The following is an 18,821-nucleotide window of genomic DNA, read 5'->3' on the forward strand; positions in this document are numbered from 1 at the left end:
ATGAGGGGAGTGAGTGATCATGAGGAAAATATTTGGCTTAGCTAGAGCGTGTGCCTTATTGACAATTAATTTATTTGTATTTTCTTCTGTATTCAAAGCAGAATGGGCGATAGGAATTACAGCAATTATTGCGATTATTGCGTATTTGGGAGAATATGCAAGCCTTGCAAAAGATCGAGCCATACCAGTTCGAGATTTGGATATTTATTATAAATCCAAACTTGAGAGCGCATATCAGTTACTTTGTGAACAGGGAAATAGTGCAGGAATAGATCTGGAATATCTTCGGTTGTATATGGTACCTGATGAACGAATAAATGCATATTCTTATGGCCGAAGCCATATTGGAGTGACAAGAGGATTGCTTGCTCTAGATGAAGCCAGTATTTCTGGTGTCCTCGCACATGAAAGTGGGCATTGCATTATTGGAGATGCTTTTATCAAGCGGATTCTTTTTTGCGATATAACTATTATTATCCTTGGTTTGAGCATAATGGGATTTCTGAGCACAGGTTTTCTTTGGATTGTTTTTGCTTTACTGTGTTTTTTCGGTATAGGTGGTGGATTTTTATCTTTCTTTATTACTGGATTTTTGAGTAGGATGATTCGATGGGTTTTTACAGGATTTCAGCATATATTTTTGTTTATATATCAGATAACAGTCGGAATGATCAGTCGAAACATGGAGTATAGTGCGGATCATTTTGCAGCAAAAATGAATTTTGGGAATGAACTTGCATTCTTTTTAAGCAGGTTTTCATTGGAAGATGGTGCACCAAAAACACTTCGTGACATTATGTATGCTAGCCATCCGACATCTAACAAGAGGATAAAAAAAATTGAAGAATATTGTTATACAACATTGTCACGGGAGGTGGATTAGCATGAATGAAAAGAAAAGAGTATTATTTATGATTTTAAATCGATTAGGAATAACGTATCAATATAAACATATAGGCATATACGATGTCTATTTTTGTCGATATGCTGGAGTTGAATTTAGTATTTCCGGAAACGGCAATAGGGTAAATATGAATAAGTACATAGGAGCTTATCCTATAGATTTACAGAATGGTATTCTTTGCTTAGGAGAACACGCTAAGAAAAAAGGGTATGATGTTGTATTTGTAGATGATAATGGAGAAAAACATATTGGACTAAATATGATTTGCTCTTCTTATACAGATAAACAACAACTTTTTTTTAATATTTGTTATTTCCTTCAGATTATTTCTGTTGGTAAGTTCCTTCAGACAAAATCGATGGTGGCATAGGAGGGCGAATATGAAAGAGTTTAATTTAGTTTTAACCCCGGGAGTTGAAGATAACGACAAAATTGTATTAGAGTTTATTAATGAAAAATATGGGGAAATATCATGGTCTTTTTACTCCTTACCATATGTACCCCCCTATCAAGAAAATTGGGAAGGAATTATAAACTATGAAAAAGTCTGTCGATATCACCCATTTTCAGATGAATCTCAGGAAAAAACGGTTGTCATAGATTTGAAAGAGTGGATTTTGGAAGATCGAATCCACGAAGATTTTCTTAATATTTTTTTTATGTATCTTCATGATCAACATTCATATTTTAACCTAAGATATGTTTTTACGGTTGGAGCATATGGGGAGGGGGACGTAAGAGAATTAATCATTCTACTTTCTAAGTATTTTGAAAAAGGTTGTATAACGGTTAATCGAGTTTTTCAAAATACAGAAGAACTAGAACATTACATAAGTACGAAACATAAACGTATTTCCAAAGAGCTGATAGCGAAGATGGCAGGTATGATTATTGAAGCTAAAGAAAAAGTTGGCGGCATATCACAGTTAGATTCACTGCTTGCAGGATTAGAAAATTCCATTTCTAGAACAAGTACATGGATTGATGAACAACTATTAATTCAGAGCGCAAAAGAGGTAAGGACAACGGGATTTTATATGCTTTATGACGAAGAAATGGAAAAAATATTGAGAGGGTATGAAAAAAGTAGTAAAGAACATAAAGATTCTATTGGAAAGGGGAGAATCGTTTGATTATGAGTAAAAACAGAAACTATGATTATGAATCTATTTGGAGACAATATGCAAATCAAGAGGAAAATCAGCGTTTTTTATCTAATCGACCAGAAGATCTTTTAAAGATATGTGATGTGTATGATTTCAAAGCTAAGGAACATCCGCATATAGCAGCAGGAATACCAGTTCATTACGATCTAATTCAGCATAAACTTTACTGCCTTCGATACGGACCACATGTACGTATCAGTGGTGAATCTGGAAACAAAAAATCACGCTGTGTTGTTCGACCGAAAATATTAAGTTGTGTATTAAATGATAGATGTTCCTTTGTAGTAAACGATCCTAAGGGAGAACTCTATGCTGATCCTGCAATCATTCATTTGTTACAAACAAATGGATATGAAGTCCATTGTATCAATCTACGTAACTTTAGCGGTGATGGATTAAATGTTTTGGCTCCTGTAATTACATTTTTGAAAGCGGGAGAAAAAACTAAGGCAAATATTTATCTTGAAAAATTTCTCGGAAATCTTTTAAAAAATAACCCAGCAAAAGATCCTTTTTGGCCAAAAGAAGGACAACGCCTTAATCGTTTGATTATAGATATCTTAAAAATGTTACTTATAAATACAACCGGTGAGGAAGAAAAGTTTAACTTAGCATCTGTCAAATCTTTTATTCGTATGGATTTTGCTTACATAAAGCAGATTGCGGAGATGTTATTGGAGATTATGCCAAAGAATGTACCTTATAACCCAGTACGAGAGCTGTTGAATATTCTTGGTGCTGCAGAAAATACGGTGCGCTCTGTTATTATTTCCGCTAGTGCCTTGATTGAGGAATTTGCAGTATGTGAGGCTTTGTTGAAACAGATATCAATTTCGACTTTTGAACCAAGAGATATGTATAAAAAACCGATGGCGCTTTTTTTTATCATTCCCGATGAGACAACAGGAATGGACTGCGTGGCATCATATTTGATGGATGTAGTGTATCAAGAATTAATCGATGAATATACGAATCGATATAGAGACAAGCCTGAGGGGGCACCGAAAGACGTTCACTTTATCATAGATGAGTGTTCTAATACTTTTGTCCCCAATTTGGGAAGTAAGGTTAGCATCAGTAGATCACGTCAAATTTACTTTAGTATAGTGTATCAAAGTGATGATGGTATGGTGGCAACATATGAAAAGGATTGGTTAAATATTAAATACAATATGAAAGCTCATATTTTTCTGGGAAACAGCAGTGTAGATGTGTTAAAGCAGATTTCTGAAGAAGCCGGTAATATTGCTTTATCAAAAGAGCAGAAAACCGTTCCAGCAGTTTCAATTGATGATCTTAGACATATGAAAAAGACAAGAACATACAAAGATGCATTAGTTATAGTTGGAGATTATTTATATGCAGCAAAATTACCAGATTATGAAGTCTATCCGATGCTTGCTGAAACGAACGAATTTGAACCGTGGCATGATAATTTAGAAGATTTTGATTTTAGTGTTTTCACGCCGGAAAACTTATTTTCACAGCTTATATCAGGAGAAATTTCATTTGAAGAGGCAGAGATACAAGAAGTGAAAAAAAATTCAAAGTCAGATAAAAAGGAGAAGAATACTAAGAAGACAACAAATGAAGAAGAAATCACTGAAGATGATGTAGAGGAAAAACTTTCAGAATTATATGATGAATTGTTCGGAGGTACAGAAGATGATTCCTAATATGAAACGCATTACAAAATCTGGAATTGAAGAGATGGATCTTTTTACATATGACTTTCAAGAAAATAGAACAATATACTTGTTCGATGAAATCAACTCAACAACTGCAAAAGAGATTATCTGTCAGCTCAGATACCTAGATGTTGTTGGAAATTGGAAGGATATAACACTTATAATCAATTCTCCGGGTGGTTCTGTGAAAGATGGTCTTGCGATACTCGACTGCATGAATTCTTTAAAATCAGATATCAAAGTTGTTGCGACAGGGGTGGCAGCATCTATGGGAGCGTTCTTATTAGCTTGCGGGACAAAAGGGAAAAGATATGCTACTTCAAATACAGAAATAATGATCCATCAACCGTTAGGAGAAACCCGAGGTCAGGCAATAGAGATAGAACTTGCTGCTAAGCATATCTTACGAACAAAGGAACGGTTGTATACAATTTTGGCAAACCAAACCGGAAAAACCAAGGATGTAATAGAAAAAGATTCAGATAGAGATTATTGGATGACTGCACAAGAAGCCTTGGAGTATGGATTGATAGATGACATTAAATAAGCTGTGAACTCCCAGTATATGTTTCTTTGACAAATTTTAGGTTATGGTGAAGATAGATGTAAGTTAATATATTGGAGGTAGCAAAGATGAGCAGGATAATTGTGGTTTCGGGATTTTCGGGAAGTGGAAAAGGTTCTATAATTGAAAAGTTGTTGGAAAATAATGTTGATATCTGGTTGAGCGTATCGGATACAGATCGGGAAAGGAGAAATGCTACAGATAGATATACTTTTATTACTTCAGACGAGTTTCAGTCAAATCTGAAAAAAGGAAGTTATATTGAATATAATCGTTATGGAAATCATTTTTATGGAAGTCCTAGAAAACCTATTTTAGAGAAAATAAAATCCGGCTATACAGTACTTCTTGAAATCGATATATGGGGGAAACGCCAAATTGAGCAAGATTTGGATTTGAAACGACTGGAAGTGGAAATTATTTCAGTATTTGTTGCTATCGATGCAAATACTTTAAAATCCAGACTTCTTGGTAGAGGTGATTGTGAAAATGAAATTCAGAAAAGAATGCAGATTGCAAGAGAGGAAGCAAGATGTATAGGAGAATATGATTATGTGCTTATTAATTATGAACTATCAGATACAGTGAGGCGTCTTGAGAGCATGATATGTGGCAAATCAATCAGTAGTGATGATTTTGATTCAGACCTATTCAGAGAAGAGATAGTAGCATTGCTCGGAAACGATGGAAAAGAGTGACCAGCATAACTGATAATGTTGAAAGAAGGCATAATTCATGATGAATAGAAATACATACGGATGTTGTGAATATATCGGAGAAACTTTGTTTTACACGTTTATGGGGTTTGTTTGCTACGGAAACATTCTTTTTCGGTGTATCAATGGTATGAGTTATGCTCAGTCTAGAATTATACTGATTACTCTAATTATTACTTTGGAGCTGTTTGGTGTTCTGATTAATTTAGGGAGAGGCAGAAACGTAAGAAGTTTATTTGCTAATATAGCATTTCCCTTTGGAATATATGCAACTATAACTTACATATCCCTGAATAAATTGCTTTTTTCTGTAGTTCTTATTAGTTCTAGTATGCTTTCTATTATATGTGCTGGTATTACTCTATGCAGAAAAATAAAGAATAAAAAGAAAGTAAAATATATCATAGTGAATAGAATCCGAAATACCATATCTTGTACACAGTTTTTCTTCGCATTAGGATTGACTTGTGCAATGATTTTTATAGGAACTAAGGTGCTGTTTGGTTTCAGTATGATTCAATCAACTGTTGTAGCAACGTCATCTAAAGAATTAGAGGAGCAAACAATAGAGAACAACATTGATTCCATACTTCTTTTACAGGAAAAATTGTGGAAGAAATTATCGGCCCAAGAGAGATTGGCTGTGTTACAAACAGTGTCAAACATCGAGCGTCAATTTTTAGGGATACCACATGAATTAAATGTTGGAGTGGAAAATTTAGGCGAGTATACTTTAGGACATTATGTTGAGGGTACACATGAGATTATTATTAATCTAGATCATTTAATGAATGATGATGCATCAAAAGTATTAGAATCTGTTTGTCATGAAGCATTTCATGCATATGAACATTGTCTCGTTTCAGTATTAGAAAATTCACCCGAGGATGCTAAAAATCTGAGATTATTGAAAGATGCTAAAAGTTATGCTGAAGAATTCAGTGATTATAAAGAAGGTGCTAGTGATTATTATGACTATTATTATCAAAAGTGTGAAATTGACGCAAGAGAATACGCCGAGGAAGCTGTGGCAGATTATTATCAGCGTATAGAAGAGTATTTGACCGAGAAGGCAGATGGTTAAAAATTTTGAGATAATATGACTCTTATATAGAAATTCCAGACTGTTCATATTTTTATATAAGAAGATGGAGAAATGTGAGATGAATTTAAAAAGGTATATTATAAAGAATAAAGCTGCATCTACATGGGAAAAGATGTATTCAAAGAAAAAATATGTATAATACTTGTTGCCTTTGTTTTGGGATTGGCATAGATTATGGATGCTGGTAATGTTCAACAGAACAGGTTTCAATGTTTGAGACAAGGATATGAGGACATGGAAAATAAACAGTATTCAGATGCAATAGAAAAATTTGGAAAATATCTTAAAGTTGATTCGAATTTATATTGGTATCTGTTAGAGCTTTTCAATGATGATACTTATAGTCGTCAGGAAGTTATGGCAGCTAAAGAGATTTGTCTGCAGCATATGCAAGATTAAAAGAATAGTAAATAAGAGCAGGCGACAGGATTTCGATGTGCTACCCGTCAAGTAGACAATGAAAAAAATATAAAATTTTTGTGTTGCCCGGCTCGTGCCGGGCAATATTTATGCGGCTAATAACCGTTCATGAAATTCAAACGGTGTTAATACATCAAGGCACCTTTGCGGGCGGTCATTTATGTAATAGTTTATATATGACGTTATCGCTTGTACAAGCTCTTTTCTGGTATGATACTTCTTCCCATAATACATTTCGCGTTTTAGTATCCCCCAGAATCCCTCCATAGGTCCATTATCCGTACAGTGCGCTACCCGGGACATGCTCTGTGTCATCCCCGCATCTACTAGCTTTTGGTGAAATACACGGGAGGTATATTGGAATTCCCGGTCACTATGAAAGATCGGATGAGCTCCCGGATTGTTCTTTACTGCCAGATCGAAAGTATCAAATACGAGTTGATTGTTATTGTGATCACTTAACACATATGCAACGGGACGATGATCGCATAAGTCCAGAATCACACTCAGGTAAAGCTTATGGATGTGGTCAAATGAAGTGCCATATTTAAACGCTGTTACATCTGTTACCCATTTCTTGTTCAGGCTATCTGCATGAAAGTCTCTGTTTAAAACATTCTCTGCTATAAAAGCTGGCTTTTTCGATGGCCGGGTGCAACCGTCATAACGATATTTCAAGTTTGATCTTATCTGCTGTTTTCTGCATATGCGCAGGATCCTCTTATCATTTACTTTTATGCCGTTATCGTGACGGAGTTTGTCATTCAATCTCCGATATCCCATGTCTGGATGTTCTTGATGGATTGCTTCCAGTTGGCCGGAAATCTGTTTGTTCAGCCGGTCATTTGCTGTTTCTATACGGTTCAGCCATTTGTAGTAAGCCGCTCTTGTAATGTTGCCAAGCTGACATAGGGACCGGATCGGGTAATGGTGTTCTTCATGCTCCTCTTTGATCACCTGATAAATGTGTTTGTTCCTTTGCCGGCTCAGCCCCGCCTCCTTTCGATTTCTGCAAGTTTTTTTAGGAAATCCGCCTCCATTTGTGCGTGTTCTTTTTCTGCGCGTAAGATCCGGTTTTCTGCCCGCAGCTTTTCGAGTTCTGACATTTCTGCTTCTGGTTTTCGTTTTCCGCGTCTGTCACGAGGAGCCTCCACTCCCTGGTTCTCGTATTTTATTGTATAATTACGTGCCTGTTGGTAAGAAATCCCAAACTGTTCTGCTGTCTTGGCATAATTATGATCATGGGCGATGCAGTATTGTACGATTTCAACCCGTTCATCGAAGGCGGTTTTTCTTCCTTTGGTCATGATAGCAATTCCTCCCGTTCCAGAAGCTTTCAGCTTCTCATGTCCATTATACTTCAAAACCCACTGTCTGATTGTAATTTCGGAAGGAATGTTATAGGTGACTGCCAGTTTCCTGTAAGATCCTTCTCCGTTTAGATACGCTTCAACAACACATTTTTTAAAGGAGGCTGAATAAGATTGATTGTGTCCTGTTCTGATGAAAGCGGATTCTCCGGATGCTTTGTACTTGTTAATCCATCTTCTAAAAACGCTTTCATCCACTCCAAGTTCATTGGCATGTGATAGATAGGATCCGTTTCCTGAAATATAATCTTTTACGGCCTGCAGCTTCACTTCTGGTAATATTCCTCTAGGCATAATAAAACTCCCCTCCAGATAAACAGTTCTATTATTTCAACTGTCTACCTAAAGGGGAGCATATCATTTCTGTCGCCCTGCTCTTATTAAAAAGTATTCTCCGGTACTTCCGAAGGATCCTTTGTCTCTGGATTTTCCTAAATCCAACACAAAATCAGTAATCAATATCGGTGTAATGACCAGTTGGCCCACCCGGGTATCCTTATGTAGTGTTTGTGGTGTGGAGCTTACATTGCTGATGATGGCATGGATTTCGCCTCTGTAACCTGAATCAATAGGTGGAAGTTCACATACAAGACCTTTTGCAGCCATGCTGCTTCGTGGAAATACATATCCGGCGAAACCATCAGGAATTACCAGTCCAAACCCCAGAGGAATTCTGGCAATTTCTCCCGGTTCTAAGGTACAGTCATAGGGCATGAATACATCCGCGCCGGCATCATTTTCATGTGGTCAGAATGGATGGTGATCAGCTTTAAGACCAAAATCAATAAGTTTAATCTTCATGCATGTGCCTCCTTTCCAAAAGAATTGGATAATCTTCTTTTAAGATATCAGCTGGGATCCATAATTTAGGGATAGACCGCTTACAGGACATTTTTCCTTCTTTACATTCGCCTCTTTGACAAAACGGACCGGTGAGATCTGGAGCAAATAACGCAGGGCTGAGATTGTACAGCTTTTGCCAGATATTTAGCATAACGATTCTAGTCTCGTCTGTATTTCTCCGGCAGGTACGTTGCCCAATCATATGTTTCCATTGGTAAGGAGTGGCACTGATAACTAAAACATTTCTTAGTCCTTGTGGAGTAGCATATGCGGCAGCATCATGGCTGATTCCTGTGTTACAGAGCTGTTCATAACAACTTAGATCAGACTGACAGCTTTTCATATATAAATCTTGGATTTCTTTTCCGGCAGTCAGAATTTCATATGGAACTGCGAACATTGCCTTTCCGGAATAATTACTGTACTGTAAAGAAGCACTCATACATTTTACTTCATTTTGGTGTCTGGTTATCTGTGTAAGAAAACGTCTGCTGGCACCTACTACAGCAACCGTGATCACAGTAAATTTCTGTACTGTAGGATGCGGAAGGTTCGCAATGTTTTTCAGCGTTTCATTACTGAATGATTTCTGATAGAGATTCAACAGGTCTTTCATGTCACGAATGGTATGTCCATGCTGCGTTAGTGTTGCAGTAAAGACCATATTCTGTTCTGCTTTCCGGACGGCAATGCAGTTCAGGATTTCTGTTTCAATGTGATCCATAAGCCTGTTCCTCCTTTACCAATGCTTTCAGCAGTATCAGGTAGTTGATACAGTCTGTGATTTTCTCGTCCCACTGTTCCTGATCAAAACGGAGCAGACTGGAATAGCACATATCATAGAGAGAGACGATGTGCTTCGACATCATTCCTGCGAGTGCTGCCTTTCTTGAACAGTTTTGGAGAGATGCGGCAATTTTAAACGCGCATCACCGATCTGTGCGGTCACCGGTATATTCCTTCTTTTTATGTGCCAGAATATCAGCACAATGTCTTATCTGTTGTTCAAATACAACGTTAAATTCATTTTGTGTCATAAGTCCTCCTTTATCTCTTATCGTTCTTGATGGTATGTTCTTTGTGCTTTTGGAATCTGCATCCGAAGAATCGCATCTACGTTTTTATCTGCAGTTTCCAGCTCTTTTTGTTTTTCCTTTAAAGACTGAATGGAGATTTTTTGAGACTGGATCTTGTCCAGTAATTTTTTTCTGAGATTTCATAACATTCATGGAATGCATTTTTCCATCCGGATAAAAAGATTTCAGCCAGTCTCTTGCATCTTCATATGCCTGAATGTCTGCGGAATGCTCTTTACGGAATTTCCATTTATTCTTGCTTTTTAAAATTGGGAATACAGTTTCTTGTTTGTAAAGTATTGACCGGTATAGCGGATCTGAAGGTTTACGGTTTCTAATTCTGCTGTATATTGTCTGAGCAGATTTTCCATTTCTCCAAGTTTGTTGGTTATTTTGGAAAGATGTTTTTTCAGATCATGCTGCGTGTTATATCCATGCTCCTGAATATAGATGATAGTATTTGCCATCTGTTGCAGATTGGTAATCTTTACACGATGGGCATAAGCTGGACTTTGCATTGCTTTTACATTTGTCTGGAGATCTACAACCAGCCGTAGAGGAGATTGGATATGGAAAATCAGGAAAGGATCCCTATGCAAAAAGATCTGTTCCAGTCGTTCTTTTCCATAACGGGTTCCAAGAGAACGCTCCGTAATCCTTTTATCACGATCTGGATGGAGATAACTGTATCGACCCCTTTGTTCAACCACAGAAATATGATACTGCTCCAAAAGTCTGGCTTGGAATTCTTCAAAGTTATTAGAGTGTGCAGCACAGTCCTCAATGGCAGTCCGTAATTCTTGTTTTTGCGTCTGGAAAACGGATGACAATGGTTCCAGTCCATCTGTGAGAATTTTCTTATTTATCTTTTCCAGTTTTTTCTGTCCGGACTGTTGAGCCATATATTCTTTCAGCGTGATCTTTTTCTCTGCAGGTGAGAGCAGATCAATCTGATGCAGACCTTCCTGAAGACACATATCCATAACTCCTTTTTTGAAATACTCCAAAAACTTGTCGGTGGAACGGTGTTCATATCCGGCTTCATGGTCATGAGGCTGCGTCATATAAGATTCCCGTTCAGCAGAATATTTCCGGACACTGTTTATTACGATGTGTGTATGAATGTTTCCGGATTGATTGTGTCCATCTATGTGAGTAACTATAAGAGCCTGATAGCCAGGAAATATTTTTTTGGCAAGTTCCAAACATAAGAATTGTGCTTTTTCTCCGGTCAGTCTACATTCTGTCACATCGGCAGGATCAAAACTGATAATGTAGTGATGGCTTTTGATTTCAGAACTTTTTTGGTTTTTATAGAATTTTGAATTTGTCATTTCACATTCTTTATCAAAAGACATGGGATCACAGTTGATGCCACTCATATAAAAGTGTTCTCTAAGAATACTTCTGCCCAACTCATCCCAGATTTTTTCTCCTGTTTTTTCATCGTGCTGAAAGAGCAGATACTCAATTGCATCTGAGTAATTCGCATTTCGGCTTTTAATATGTTTCAGGATTGCCATTTGTTTCACCTGCCATTTTTAACACTTTTTTTCTTAGGAGAAAAAGATCGGAAATACATTGATGAATTTCTTCTTCGACAGCACGAGAGCGGTCTCCGCCACTGTTAAAATACCGGGCAATCTGATTCAGATTAGAACCAATCTTGCCATATTCGCTGACTAGCTTGCGAAGTATTTTTATATCTGCAACAATTTCTATACGATTACAAATTTCTTTTTCTATTAATAGTTTGCGAAGATACTCTGACCGAGAGACACCCAAAATGGAAGCGTTCTGATCTAAGAGTTCTATTTCAATATCTGATAATCGTACAGCCACAAAATGTGGATGAAGTAGTTCTAATTGCTTTTTACTTGTTTTCATATTCCTCCTTTCGCATTGATTTTCCATCACATAGTGATGTCACTAATGAGTATCGGCTGTCCCTTCCGATATTTGAATTAGTGATGCGTACACCATTTGGTGGAAGCCGGTTGACGTAGAATACGTCTGATATCGAGGGTATGGGGAAAACGAAATCCCCATCAAGATAAAACTCAGAAGGTAAACAGATGCCTGAAAAGGCTATACTGTTTAACATGAGTGGATCTTGCTCTTGAAGATTCAAACCCTCTCACTTATAGAATTCGTAGGGTTATGAAATACAAGATAAGATAGGAAAAATAAAAAATTATTGTGCAGCGCTTTTCAGAATTTTATAATATTGATATGGATTATTATTACAGGTAAATAAGTGTAACAGGAGAGATGCAGAATTGGAACGAGATGAATTGTTTTGCTGGGTAAAAGAAGTCTATGGAACGAAGCCAGATTATCCGTGGAAGGATTGGAATGCAGTATTGCGTCATTCAGAGAATCAAAAATGGTATGCTGTCATTCTGGAAGTGAATACAAAAAAATTGAGGTTGCCTGATGAAAGAATGACAGATGTTGTGAATGTGAAATGTGATCCGGCGTTAATCGGTTCATTGAGAAATAGGACAGGATATTTTCCAGCTTATCATATGAATAAAGAAAATTGGATTAGTATCCTTCTAGATGGATCGGTGCCGAGGGATGAGATTCAGAAACTCATAACATTAAGTTATGAGCTTACATCAACTGGAAAAAATAGTAAATTATCAAAAAGAACAAGTGACTAGAAGTGTGTTATTTTACATGGATGGTACGTTTGTGACATTCTAGATTATATTATACAATTCTCCGGGGGATGCAATATTTAGGGCATTGGAGAGAGAAAGGATCTGAGGAGGTTATGACAGAGTTATTGTCGACTATGTTGGAGAACTTAATATATGATATTACTACTTCCGCCATAAAGAAGCGGCTAGACAGGTATCGCTTGAAACGTTTTATCAAGATGCTTAGAAAAGATATTAGTGCGTTTTGCGAGAAAAATGAGAGCATATATATTGATTCGAGTGCTTTTGATTACTTCATTCGTAATACAGATTTTTTGAACAAGGTGATCGAGCGGTCGATTGCAACCAAACTTGAAAAGGGAAATAAAGAATTCCTTAGAGATGAGATTAAAAAAGCGAGAGAAATAGCAGTCGCAGAAGGTGTTACGTTTGCAAACAGTGAAGAGCGTGTGATAAAAGACTTATATCACTTAATAATGGATAGGGTAGGTACTTATTATCGTAATAGTCTGTCTGTTGAACAGCGACATATGGTGTCTATATGCATGAATCAATTTGCGGAATTAGAAGAAGCAGTAAATGCTAATCATAAAGAAGATTGCAAAGAGCATAGAGAAATTCTTAATGCAATAAAAGAGGGGGGAAAACTTAGCAATACAAAAGCGGCATTGATAGCCGATTTGTTATCGAAGGAGCTGTACGAAGGACGGATTCAGGAATTTGATGATCTTGCAATTGCGGTAAAAGATAAATCTGATGATTTGTCGGTTTTCTACGACTGTTTGTCACAAATCCTACGTTCAGAGAGATGTGCAGACGCGGTCAAAAGAATAGCTGATATTTCTGATGTGAGAATTAGGGATAACGCAGTTAGAACAGTGCTTCCTTTACTTCTGTTTAGAGACGAAGCTATAGATGGACTGATGGAAGCCATAACTGTGGAATCACTGCGGAATATTGTAGATAGTTTGATAAGTGGCAATAATGAAAGAATCTTTTCAGAAGAGATTACTCTTGATGGCGGTCTTGAAATTCACAATTTTACGCTCAATAAAAAGTTGGTCTATGAGGAAGAAAGACTAATAAAGTTGATTGTCATTTTATCTTTATATGAGAAGCGGATAAGAAATATTCATTTTGCCATGGAAGAGGTAGGAAAAGGAAAGGGAACTTGGTTCACGGATATCTTAACAGCGGATAAGAGGATAGAGGATTTAATAATCGATAATGCAGATGATAATTCGCAAGAATTAACCACTGTAATAACTCAAATACTGCAGTATAAGGAGATCTATGACGGATTATGCAAAAAAATCCGAAGCTTTTACTATTCTGTGTTAATAAAAGCATATTTGTTAATGGATAAAATTGACGTAGCAGAAAAGTATGTTCCCAAGGATTTGATGCAGGAACGTCCCCTTTCTGATTATGTTTATGCCATAAAAATCGAGAAAAGGGAAGTAGGGTTAAATGAGATTTACGATTATTCGGTACGAAATGAAGCATATTGGTTGCTAAACAATTATTTTGTATCAAGTAAAAATGAGAAGGAAATAATAGACTTTTGTAGGGAACATGAGGAAATCTTTGAAAAAGATTGGTCGCTGTTTTTCGTGTATCAAGGTGCGTTGAAGGTTTTGGGGCTGAATGATGAACGTGAATTTCAATTAAAAAAACATAGCGATGAATTAAGTAATGTATATGAATATTGGAATGAACTGTTGAATTTGTCAGATTTAGAGGAAAATCAGAAGGCGTTTGTTGAAGCATGTCGTGATGGTAAAATGACAAGCTTATTTAGCCATTCAGCTTATCTTATAATTGAGCGTTTACTCAATTTTCATGAATATGATCTTGCTGAATTGTATGTGAAAAAACATGAAAAAATAGGTGAAAAAGGTTTTAAAATAAAAAAATATAAAGCGATTATTCTTCAAGGTAAAAAGAATGATGTAGAAGCTTTGAAGTGGTATAGAGCAGCGTTTGAAGATAATAGCACCGATGAATTTGTTATAGATTCATTGATAACATTATCACTGGTGAACAAGCGAAAAGTCAGTAAAGAGGTATTAAATGCAGCAATAAAGGTAGATACATCACGACTACATATGCTTGCGGCTGCCTGCTATTTGAATGAGGGCGATATATCAAGAGCGAAGAGTGAAAATATACGTGCTATTTTAATGTCCAGAGAAAGCTACAATCCTGCGTTTGGACAATATATAGAAATTTCGACATCCATACACAGTAATGAAGCAATAACAATAACAGGAATCGAGGCCGATACTGCGGCATGCTGTAAAAAAAATAATGGTAGTCAACGCTGGTTATGTGTATATAAGGATTGTATTCTCCCAACTTCTCCATATGTTTGGAATAATGATTATCATGTGCATATTGATGATGCTGCTAGGCTAGGCTTTTTAAGAAAGCATACCGGTAATCAAATTACTATAGATAATGATTTATATGTAATTACAGACATAGTGCCGTTAGATTGTTACTTATTTAGAACATGTATAGCGAAAATGACTCAGAATGGATTTGCTAAGGAACTATCTATTCCGGTACAGAATGGAAAAATGGATTCTTCTGCTTTTACAGAAATGATTTCTCAAATCACTCCTGATGAAAGACAGTCAGTTGATTGGCTTGAACAGTATAATAACATTCAAGAGGTTCCGTTACCACTGTATACGTATAAAAGATTTACACATCTTACATATTTTCAGTTTGTAGATGTGATTCTTTCATCTCATGACTATTTTGTTAGGCAGATGGTTCATGCATCTAAACCAGCAGAGAAATATGTAATTTCTTTTTCGGCGTTAGTTGCTTTGTATAAAGCGGGATATCCGGCAGATAAAATAGGTGAATCCGGCGGAACCATTATGGAATCCACATTGGTACAAGCTGATTCAGATGTTGCAGAGGTCATTAAAGAATATAATAGAGATACTGTAGCTTTTTTAGGGGTTATGGACGAGAAGCTTTTTATTAATCAAGTAGACGAGGGCGGTAAAGATTATTGGCTAAAAGAAGCCGGAGGTTTTAAAAAGTATTGTGAGGCTATACCTACCGTCAAGAGTGATCAGGATCTGTCCGGAGAGTTTTTTGGGAAATTTGATAGCAAGGAATTATTCGGGATTTGTGATTATGATGCTATAGCATTTGTTCAACATAATGAAGAGTATTCTTTGGTAATAATTGAAGCAATATTAGCATCTTTATCACAAAATGAGTTAGTCAATCTAAATGTTATTTCAGTTTCAGATTGGTTGGTTAGACAGAAAGTGGATGATACGAGATTAATTGGGTACTTGCAATCTTTACTGGATGAAGGTTGCTTAATGTCTGTTACAAAAGATGTGATCGATTACATGTCATTAGAAGCATCAAAGAAAGATAGTGTTTCTAAACAGAGAATGTATTTGATGTGGGATGATTTATTAAGTAGAGTTGATAACTTTCCAGATAAACAAAAGGAGGTATTTATTCAAGCTGTGTCGGAGATTGTTGCTTCATTTGAGGATGAGGTAAGAAATATTGATAAAGGTATTCTTCATGTATTGACTACAAATATACTTTTATTTCGAAAACAGAAAATTGAAATGTTTATTGATGCAGCAGGGCGCTTATCCTTTTCGGTTGTAAACATAGAGTCGGAGGAACAAATGGTGGAAGTTGAGGACAAGTAATAGCCAGTTATCGTAGTTGTTTTTTTCCTCTCCAATGTTATTTTATGGGGCCACATACAACAAAAAGTAGATAATTTTACATAAAAGCTGAAAAATAAAGAACGGACGTTGTAAAGAAAGCCTTTTTCTTTTGGATATATAAAGGATATTACTTCCTTTTAATCTGAAGAAAGGGGCTTTTTAATTATGGGTTTTGCAAGGAAAGATGTGGAAGCTACAAAACGCTTTGAAAAGAAGTTTGTAAGATACCAAGAAGGAGCAGAAAAATATAGTTTGGGTTTGACAAAATTCCAGGCACTGGCAAAAGAAGCCAAGGCGGTCTATAAGATTGATAAGGTTGTCTTGGTGAATTGTGAGATCTTTGAAAAGTATCTTGAAACATTTAGAGAATACTGATTTAGCAGTATGAAAGAGACTCTGATATGATTATATGCCTGTTGACATTTTGTCATACGAAAAGTATAATGTGTAGTATAGGAGGTATGAAAGTTGCTATGACTAAGATGGGAAGACCAAAATCCGATAATGTAAAAAAGAAAGTTATAAGCATTCGTGTGTCTGATCAATTATATTCACAGCTGCTTGCATACGCCGAAAAACATAATTTGACGACTACAGATGTGGTTTTACGTGGAGTGGAGACTTATATCTCCAAGAAGGAATAATCAGTGAGTCCTTCTTTCATATTGGAAGGAGGAATACAGCATGGCAAAGACAAGGAAAGACCTGCGTGGAAGGGTATTGAGAAAAGGAGAGGTGCAAAGATCGTCAGATAAGCGGTATATGTACACTTATACGGATCCGCTTGGAAGACGAAAATTCATATATGCAAATGATTTAGCGGAACTTCGGGAAAAAGAAGAAAAACTTCTGAAAGATCAATTGGATGGATTAGATTTATATGTTGCTGGAAAAGCCAGTCTGAATGATACGTTTGACCGATATATATCAACGAAACATAATCTGAGGGAATCAACCAAAAGCTCGTACACCTATACATACGATCATTATGTACGTGGAACATTTGGTCAGAAACGGATTGCGGAAATAAAGTATTCAGATGTTCTTCAATTTTATTATTATCTTCTTAATCAGAAGAATATTTCGTTAGGAACGCTGGATACGGTACACTGTCTGTTACATCCTACATTTCAGCTGGCGGTAAGAGATGAAATAATCCGTAAGAATCCGACAGATGGTGTGATGAAAGAGATTAGCCGTGAATCTGGAAAAAACAGAGGTGCACGTCATGCTCTGACGGTTGACCAGCAGAGGAAATTCATGGAGTATATTGCGAATCATCCGATTTATTTTCACTGGTGGCCGATGTTCACAGTTTTGTTAGGAACCGGATGCAGAATAGGAGAAGCATTAGGACTTCGCTGGCAGGATCTGGATTTTGACAATAGAGTGATAAGTATCAACCACAGCATTGTCTACTATCCGATGAATGGAAGCAATAAAAGTGTTTTGAGAGTAGCATTACCGAAAACAGATGCAGGTATCAGGACAATTCCGATGCTTGATATCGTAAAGGATGCCTTTGAAATGCTTTATGAAGAACAGCAGGAAACTGGTTTTAATGAAACAGAGATAGACGGAATGTCCGGTTTTATCTTTTGTAACCGGTTTGGTTCAGTGCCGAATCCGCAGACTGTGAATCACACAATCAAGCGCATTGCAAATAATTATAATGCAGAAGAAGTTGTGCAGGCCAAAAAAGAGAACCGAGATCCAGTGATTCTTCCAAATTTTTCGTGTCATCATTTGCGACATACATTTTGTACCAGACTTTGTGAAAATGAAACAAATTTAAAAGTCATCCAGTCCATTATGGGGCATAAGAATATTGAAACCACACTGGACATTTATGCGGAAGCAACAGAGAAAAAGAAACAGGAATCATTTGAGAATTTGGCTGCCAAATTAGATATCTTTTAAGAAGGGCGCACAAATTCGAGAGTGACAACAAAATTCAAAAATGACAGCAAAATGACAACAAAATGAATTGAATAATGAATGATAACGAAGGATTGTGAGTAATATCCATATTCAGTTGCAAGTCGGAATAAGTGATCACGAAGAGATCATAAAATATTTCCCGACAATGAAGTCACAGGGCGCAGCAAAGCACGCTGCAAATAATGAAAGCCAGGCAGCACCGGCAGCGAAGATCGACTTCTCCAACGTGAAGATCGAGCCCCTCTTTGAAGAGATGGTAGATTTTGAGACATTTGCAAAATCCGATTACCGTGCTGTGAAGATCCTGGCATGTGAGGCTGTGCCCAAGAGCAAAAAGCTTTTGAAATTTACTCTGGATGACGGCGTTCGCAAGGACCGCGTGATCTTAAGCGGTATTCACGAGTATTACGAGCCGGAAGAACTGGTTGGAAAGACAGCGATTGCTATCGTAAACCTGCCGCCGAGAAAGATGATGGGAATTGACTCTGAGGGGATGCTGATCTCAGCTGTACATGAGGAGGACGGCCATGAAGGACTGAATCTTCTGATGGTGGATGACAGGATCCCGGCAGGAGCGAAGCTCTACTAGAAAATATTTGAATAAATATCGGATCAAATTGAATCCCTCTTTTTGCCTTTGGC

At 36.8% G+C, this 18,821-nt stretch carries 18 protein-coding genes and 3 pseudogenes; 14 read left to right on the forward strand and 7 right to left on the reverse strand.

Annotated features, from left to right (window positions below; genetic code table 11):
* Positions 1-19 precede the first annotated feature (19 nt).
* The 8 genes from R2J37_RS01495 (at position 20) to R2J37_RS01530 (ending at position 6,543) form a co-directional block, all read left to right on the forward strand.
* The gene (locus R2J37_RS01495; protein ID WP_316266056.1) at positions 20-883 is read left to right on the forward strand and encodes a M48 family metalloprotease; all 864 of its coding nucleotides are present in this window, start codon (positions 20-22) and stop codon (positions 881-883) included.
* Position 884: 1 nt separating this feature from the next.
* Positions 885-1,274 carry a hypothetical protein gene (locus tag R2J37_RS01500; protein ID WP_316266057.1) on the forward strand — a complete coding sequence of 130 codons (390 nt, stop codon included), beginning with the start codon at positions 885-887 and terminating at the stop codon, positions 1,272-1,274.
* Positions 1,275-1,284: 10 nt separating this feature from the next.
* Entirely contained in the window at positions 1,285-2,037 is a 753-nt protein-coding gene (locus R2J37_RS01505) for a hypothetical protein (RefSeq protein WP_316266058.1), read from the forward strand.
* A 2-nt stretch (positions 2,038-2,039) separates the two neighbouring features.
* Positions 2,040-3,746, forward strand: coding sequence for a type IV secretory system conjugative DNA transfer family protein (locus R2J37_RS01510; RefSeq protein ID WP_316266059.1), 1,707 nt, complete (start codon positions 2,040-2,042; stop codon positions 3,744-3,746).
* Positions 3,736-4,305 carry a ClpP family protease gene (locus R2J37_RS01515; protein ID WP_316266060.1) on the forward strand — a complete coding sequence of 190 codons (570 nt, stop codon included), beginning with the start codon at positions 3,736-3,738 and terminating at the stop codon, positions 4,303-4,305. The genes R2J37_RS01510 and R2J37_RS01515 overlap by 11 nt, the downstream gene beginning before the upstream one ends.
* An 86-nt stretch (positions 4,306-4,391) precedes the next feature.
* Positions 4,392-5,021: a guanylate kinase gene (locus tag R2J37_RS01520; protein ID WP_316266061.1), complete on the forward strand. Its 630-nt coding sequence runs from the start codon at positions 4,392-4,394 to the stop codon at positions 5,019-5,021.
* Between the two features lie 37 nt (positions 5,022-5,058).
* Entirely contained in the window at positions 5,059-6,123 is a 1,065-nt protein-coding gene (locus R2J37_RS01525) for a hypothetical protein (RefSeq protein WP_316266062.1), read from the forward strand.
* Between the two features lie 255 nt (positions 6,124-6,378).
* Positions 6,379-6,543 carry a hypothetical protein gene (locus R2J37_RS01530; protein WP_316266063.1) on the forward strand — a complete coding sequence of 55 codons (165 nt, stop codon included), beginning with the start codon at positions 6,379-6,381 and terminating at the stop codon, positions 6,541-6,543.
* Between the two features lie 108 nt (positions 6,544-6,651).
* Here the strand turns inward: R2J37_RS01530 and R2J37_RS01535 are convergent, their stop codons facing one another.
* From R2J37_RS01535 to R2J37_RS01565, 7 genes and pseudogenes are all read right to left on the reverse strand, one after another.
* On the reverse strand, positions 6,652-7,521 hold the full coding sequence (locus R2J37_RS01535; protein ID WP_316266064.1) for an IS3 family transposase: 870 nt from the start codon (positions 7,519-7,521) through the stop codon (positions 6,652-6,654).
* Positions 7,522-7,550: 29 nt separating this feature from the next.
* Positions 7,551-8,228 carry a helix-turn-helix domain-containing protein gene (locus R2J37_RS01540; RefSeq protein ID WP_316266065.1) on the reverse strand — a complete coding sequence of 226 codons (678 nt, stop codon included), beginning with the start codon at positions 8,226-8,228 and terminating at the stop codon, positions 7,551-7,553.
* Between the two features lie 63 nt (positions 8,229-8,291).
* On the reverse strand, positions 8,292-8,648 hold the full coding sequence (locus tag R2J37_RS01545; RefSeq protein WP_331490125.1) for a dUTP diphosphatase: 357 nt from the start codon (positions 8,646-8,648) through the stop codon (positions 8,292-8,294).
* A gap of 76 nt (positions 8,649-8,724) precedes the next feature.
* A complete protein-coding gene (locus R2J37_RS01550) occupies positions 8,725-9,501 on the reverse strand; it encodes an FAD-dependent thymidylate synthase (RefSeq protein WP_316266066.1) in 777 nt (258 codons plus the stop codon).
* Positions 9,488-9,814 (reverse strand): annotated as a pseudogene (locus tag R2J37_RS15150) (hypothetical protein). The gene R2J37_RS01550 and the pseudogene R2J37_RS15150 overlap by 14 nt, the downstream one beginning before the upstream one ends.
* Before the next feature lie 17 nt (positions 9,815-9,831).
* A pseudogene (locus R2J37_RS01560) lies at positions 9,832-11,376 on the reverse strand (relaxase/mobilization nuclease domain-containing protein).
* Complete coding sequence (locus tag R2J37_RS01565) at positions 11,354-11,740, reverse strand: plasmid mobilization protein (RefSeq protein WP_316266067.1); 387 nt, start codon at positions 11,738-11,740, stop codon at positions 11,354-11,356. The pseudogene R2J37_RS01560 and the gene R2J37_RS01565 overlap by 23 nt, the downstream one beginning before the upstream one ends.
* 392 nt (positions 11,741-12,132) lie before the next feature.
* Between R2J37_RS01565 and R2J37_RS01570 the strand changes: the two genes are divergently transcribed.
* From R2J37_RS01570 to R2J37_RS01595, 6 genes and pseudogenes are all read left to right on the forward strand, one after another.
* Entirely contained in the window at positions 12,133-12,519 is a 387-nt protein-coding gene (locus R2J37_RS01570) for an MmcQ/YjbR family DNA-binding protein (protein ID WP_316266068.1), read from the forward strand.
* Between the two features lie 113 nt (positions 12,520-12,632).
* Positions 12,633-16,217: a hypothetical protein gene (locus tag R2J37_RS01575; RefSeq protein ID WP_316266069.1), complete on the forward strand. Its 3,585-nt coding sequence runs from the start codon at positions 12,633-12,635 to the stop codon at positions 16,215-16,217.
* Positions 16,218-16,403: 186 nt separating this feature from the next.
* Positions 16,404-16,613 (forward strand): DUF6462 family protein, encoded by a 210-nt coding sequence (locus R2J37_RS01580; protein ID WP_316266070.1) that lies wholly within the window; start codon positions 16,404-16,406, stop codon positions 16,611-16,613.
* Between the two features lie 86 nt (positions 16,614-16,699).
* Complete coding sequence (locus tag R2J37_RS01585; protein WP_316267071.1) at positions 16,700-16,882, forward strand: hypothetical protein; 183 nt, start codon at positions 16,700-16,702, stop codon at positions 16,880-16,882.
* A 40-nt stretch (positions 16,883-16,922) separates the two neighbouring features.
* Positions 16,923-18,158: a site-specific integrase gene (locus tag R2J37_RS01590; protein ID WP_316266071.1), complete on the forward strand. Its 1,236-nt coding sequence runs from the start codon at positions 16,923-16,925 to the stop codon at positions 18,156-18,158.
* A gap of 157 nt (positions 18,159-18,315) precedes the next feature.
* A pseudogene (locus R2J37_RS01595) lies at positions 18,316-18,768 on the forward strand (lysine--tRNA ligase); the annotation flags it as partial.
* Positions 18,769-18,821: the final 53 nt, after the last annotated feature.

It is taken from the genome of Claveliimonas bilis, from assembly GCF_030296775.1.
Taxonomy (GTDB): domain Bacteria; phylum Bacillota; class Clostridia; order Lachnospirales; family Lachnospiraceae; genus Claveliimonas; species Claveliimonas bilis.

What these genes read in the sequence shown, in the direction of transcription:
- R2J37_RS01495 (WP_316266056.1), top strand. Translation starts at nt 20, where the DNA reads ATGAGGAAAATATTTGGCTTAGCTAGAGCGTGTGCCTTATTGACAATT.
- R2J37_RS01500 (WP_316266057.1), top strand. Translation starts at nt 885, where the DNA reads ATGAATGAAAAGAAAAGAGTATTATTTATGATTTTAAATCGATTAGGA.
- R2J37_RS01505 (WP_316266058.1), top strand. Translation starts at nt 1,285, where the DNA reads ATGAAAGAGTTTAATTTAGTTTTAACCCCGGGAGTTGAAGATAACGAC.
- R2J37_RS01510 (WP_316266059.1), top strand. Translation starts at nt 2,040, where the DNA reads ATGAGTAAAAACAGAAACTATGATTATGAATCTATTTGGAGACAATAT.
- R2J37_RS01515 (WP_316266060.1), top strand. Translation starts at nt 3,736, where the DNA reads ATGATTCCTAATATGAAACGCATTACAAAATCTGGAATTGAAGAGATG.
- R2J37_RS01520 (WP_316266061.1), top strand. Translation starts at nt 4,392, where the DNA reads ATGAGCAGGATAATTGTGGTTTCGGGATTTTCGGGAAGTGGAAAAGGT.
- R2J37_RS01525 (WP_316266062.1), top strand. Translation starts at nt 5,059, where the DNA reads ATGATGAATAGAAATACATACGGATGTTGTGAATATATCGGAGAAACT.
- R2J37_RS01530 (WP_316266063.1), top strand. Translation starts at nt 6,379, where the DNA reads ATGGAAAATAAACAGTATTCAGATGCAATAGAAAAATTTGGAAAATAT.
- R2J37_RS01540 (WP_316266065.1), bottom strand. Translation starts at nt 8,228, where the DNA reads ATGCCTAGAGGAATATTACCAGAAGTGAAGCTGCAGGCCGTAAAAGAT.
- R2J37_RS01545 (WP_331490125.1), bottom strand. Translation starts at nt 8,648, where the DNA reads ATGCCCTATGACTGTACCTTAGAACCGGGAGAAATTGCCAGAATTCCT.
- R2J37_RS01550 (WP_316266066.1), bottom strand. Translation starts at nt 9,501, where the DNA reads ATGGATCACATTGAAACAGAAATCCTGAACTGCATTGCCGTCCGGAAA.
- R2J37_RS01565 (WP_316266067.1), bottom strand. Translation starts at nt 11,740, where the DNA reads ATGAAAACAAGTAAAAAGCAATTAGAACTACTTCATCCACATTTTGTG.
- R2J37_RS01575 (WP_316266069.1), top strand. Translation starts at nt 12,633, where the DNA reads ATGACAGAGTTATTGTCGACTATGTTGGAGAACTTAATATATGATATT.
- R2J37_RS01580 (WP_316266070.1), top strand. Translation starts at nt 16,404, where the DNA reads ATGGGTTTTGCAAGGAAAGATGTGGAAGCTACAAAACGCTTTGAAAAG.
- R2J37_RS01585 (WP_316267071.1), top strand. Translation starts at nt 16,700, where the DNA reads ATGAAAGTTGCTATGACTAAGATGGGAAGACCAAAATCCGATAATGTA.
- R2J37_RS01590 (WP_316266071.1), top strand. Translation starts at nt 16,923, where the DNA reads ATGGCAAAGACAAGGAAAGACCTGCGTGGAAGGGTATTGAGAAAAGGA.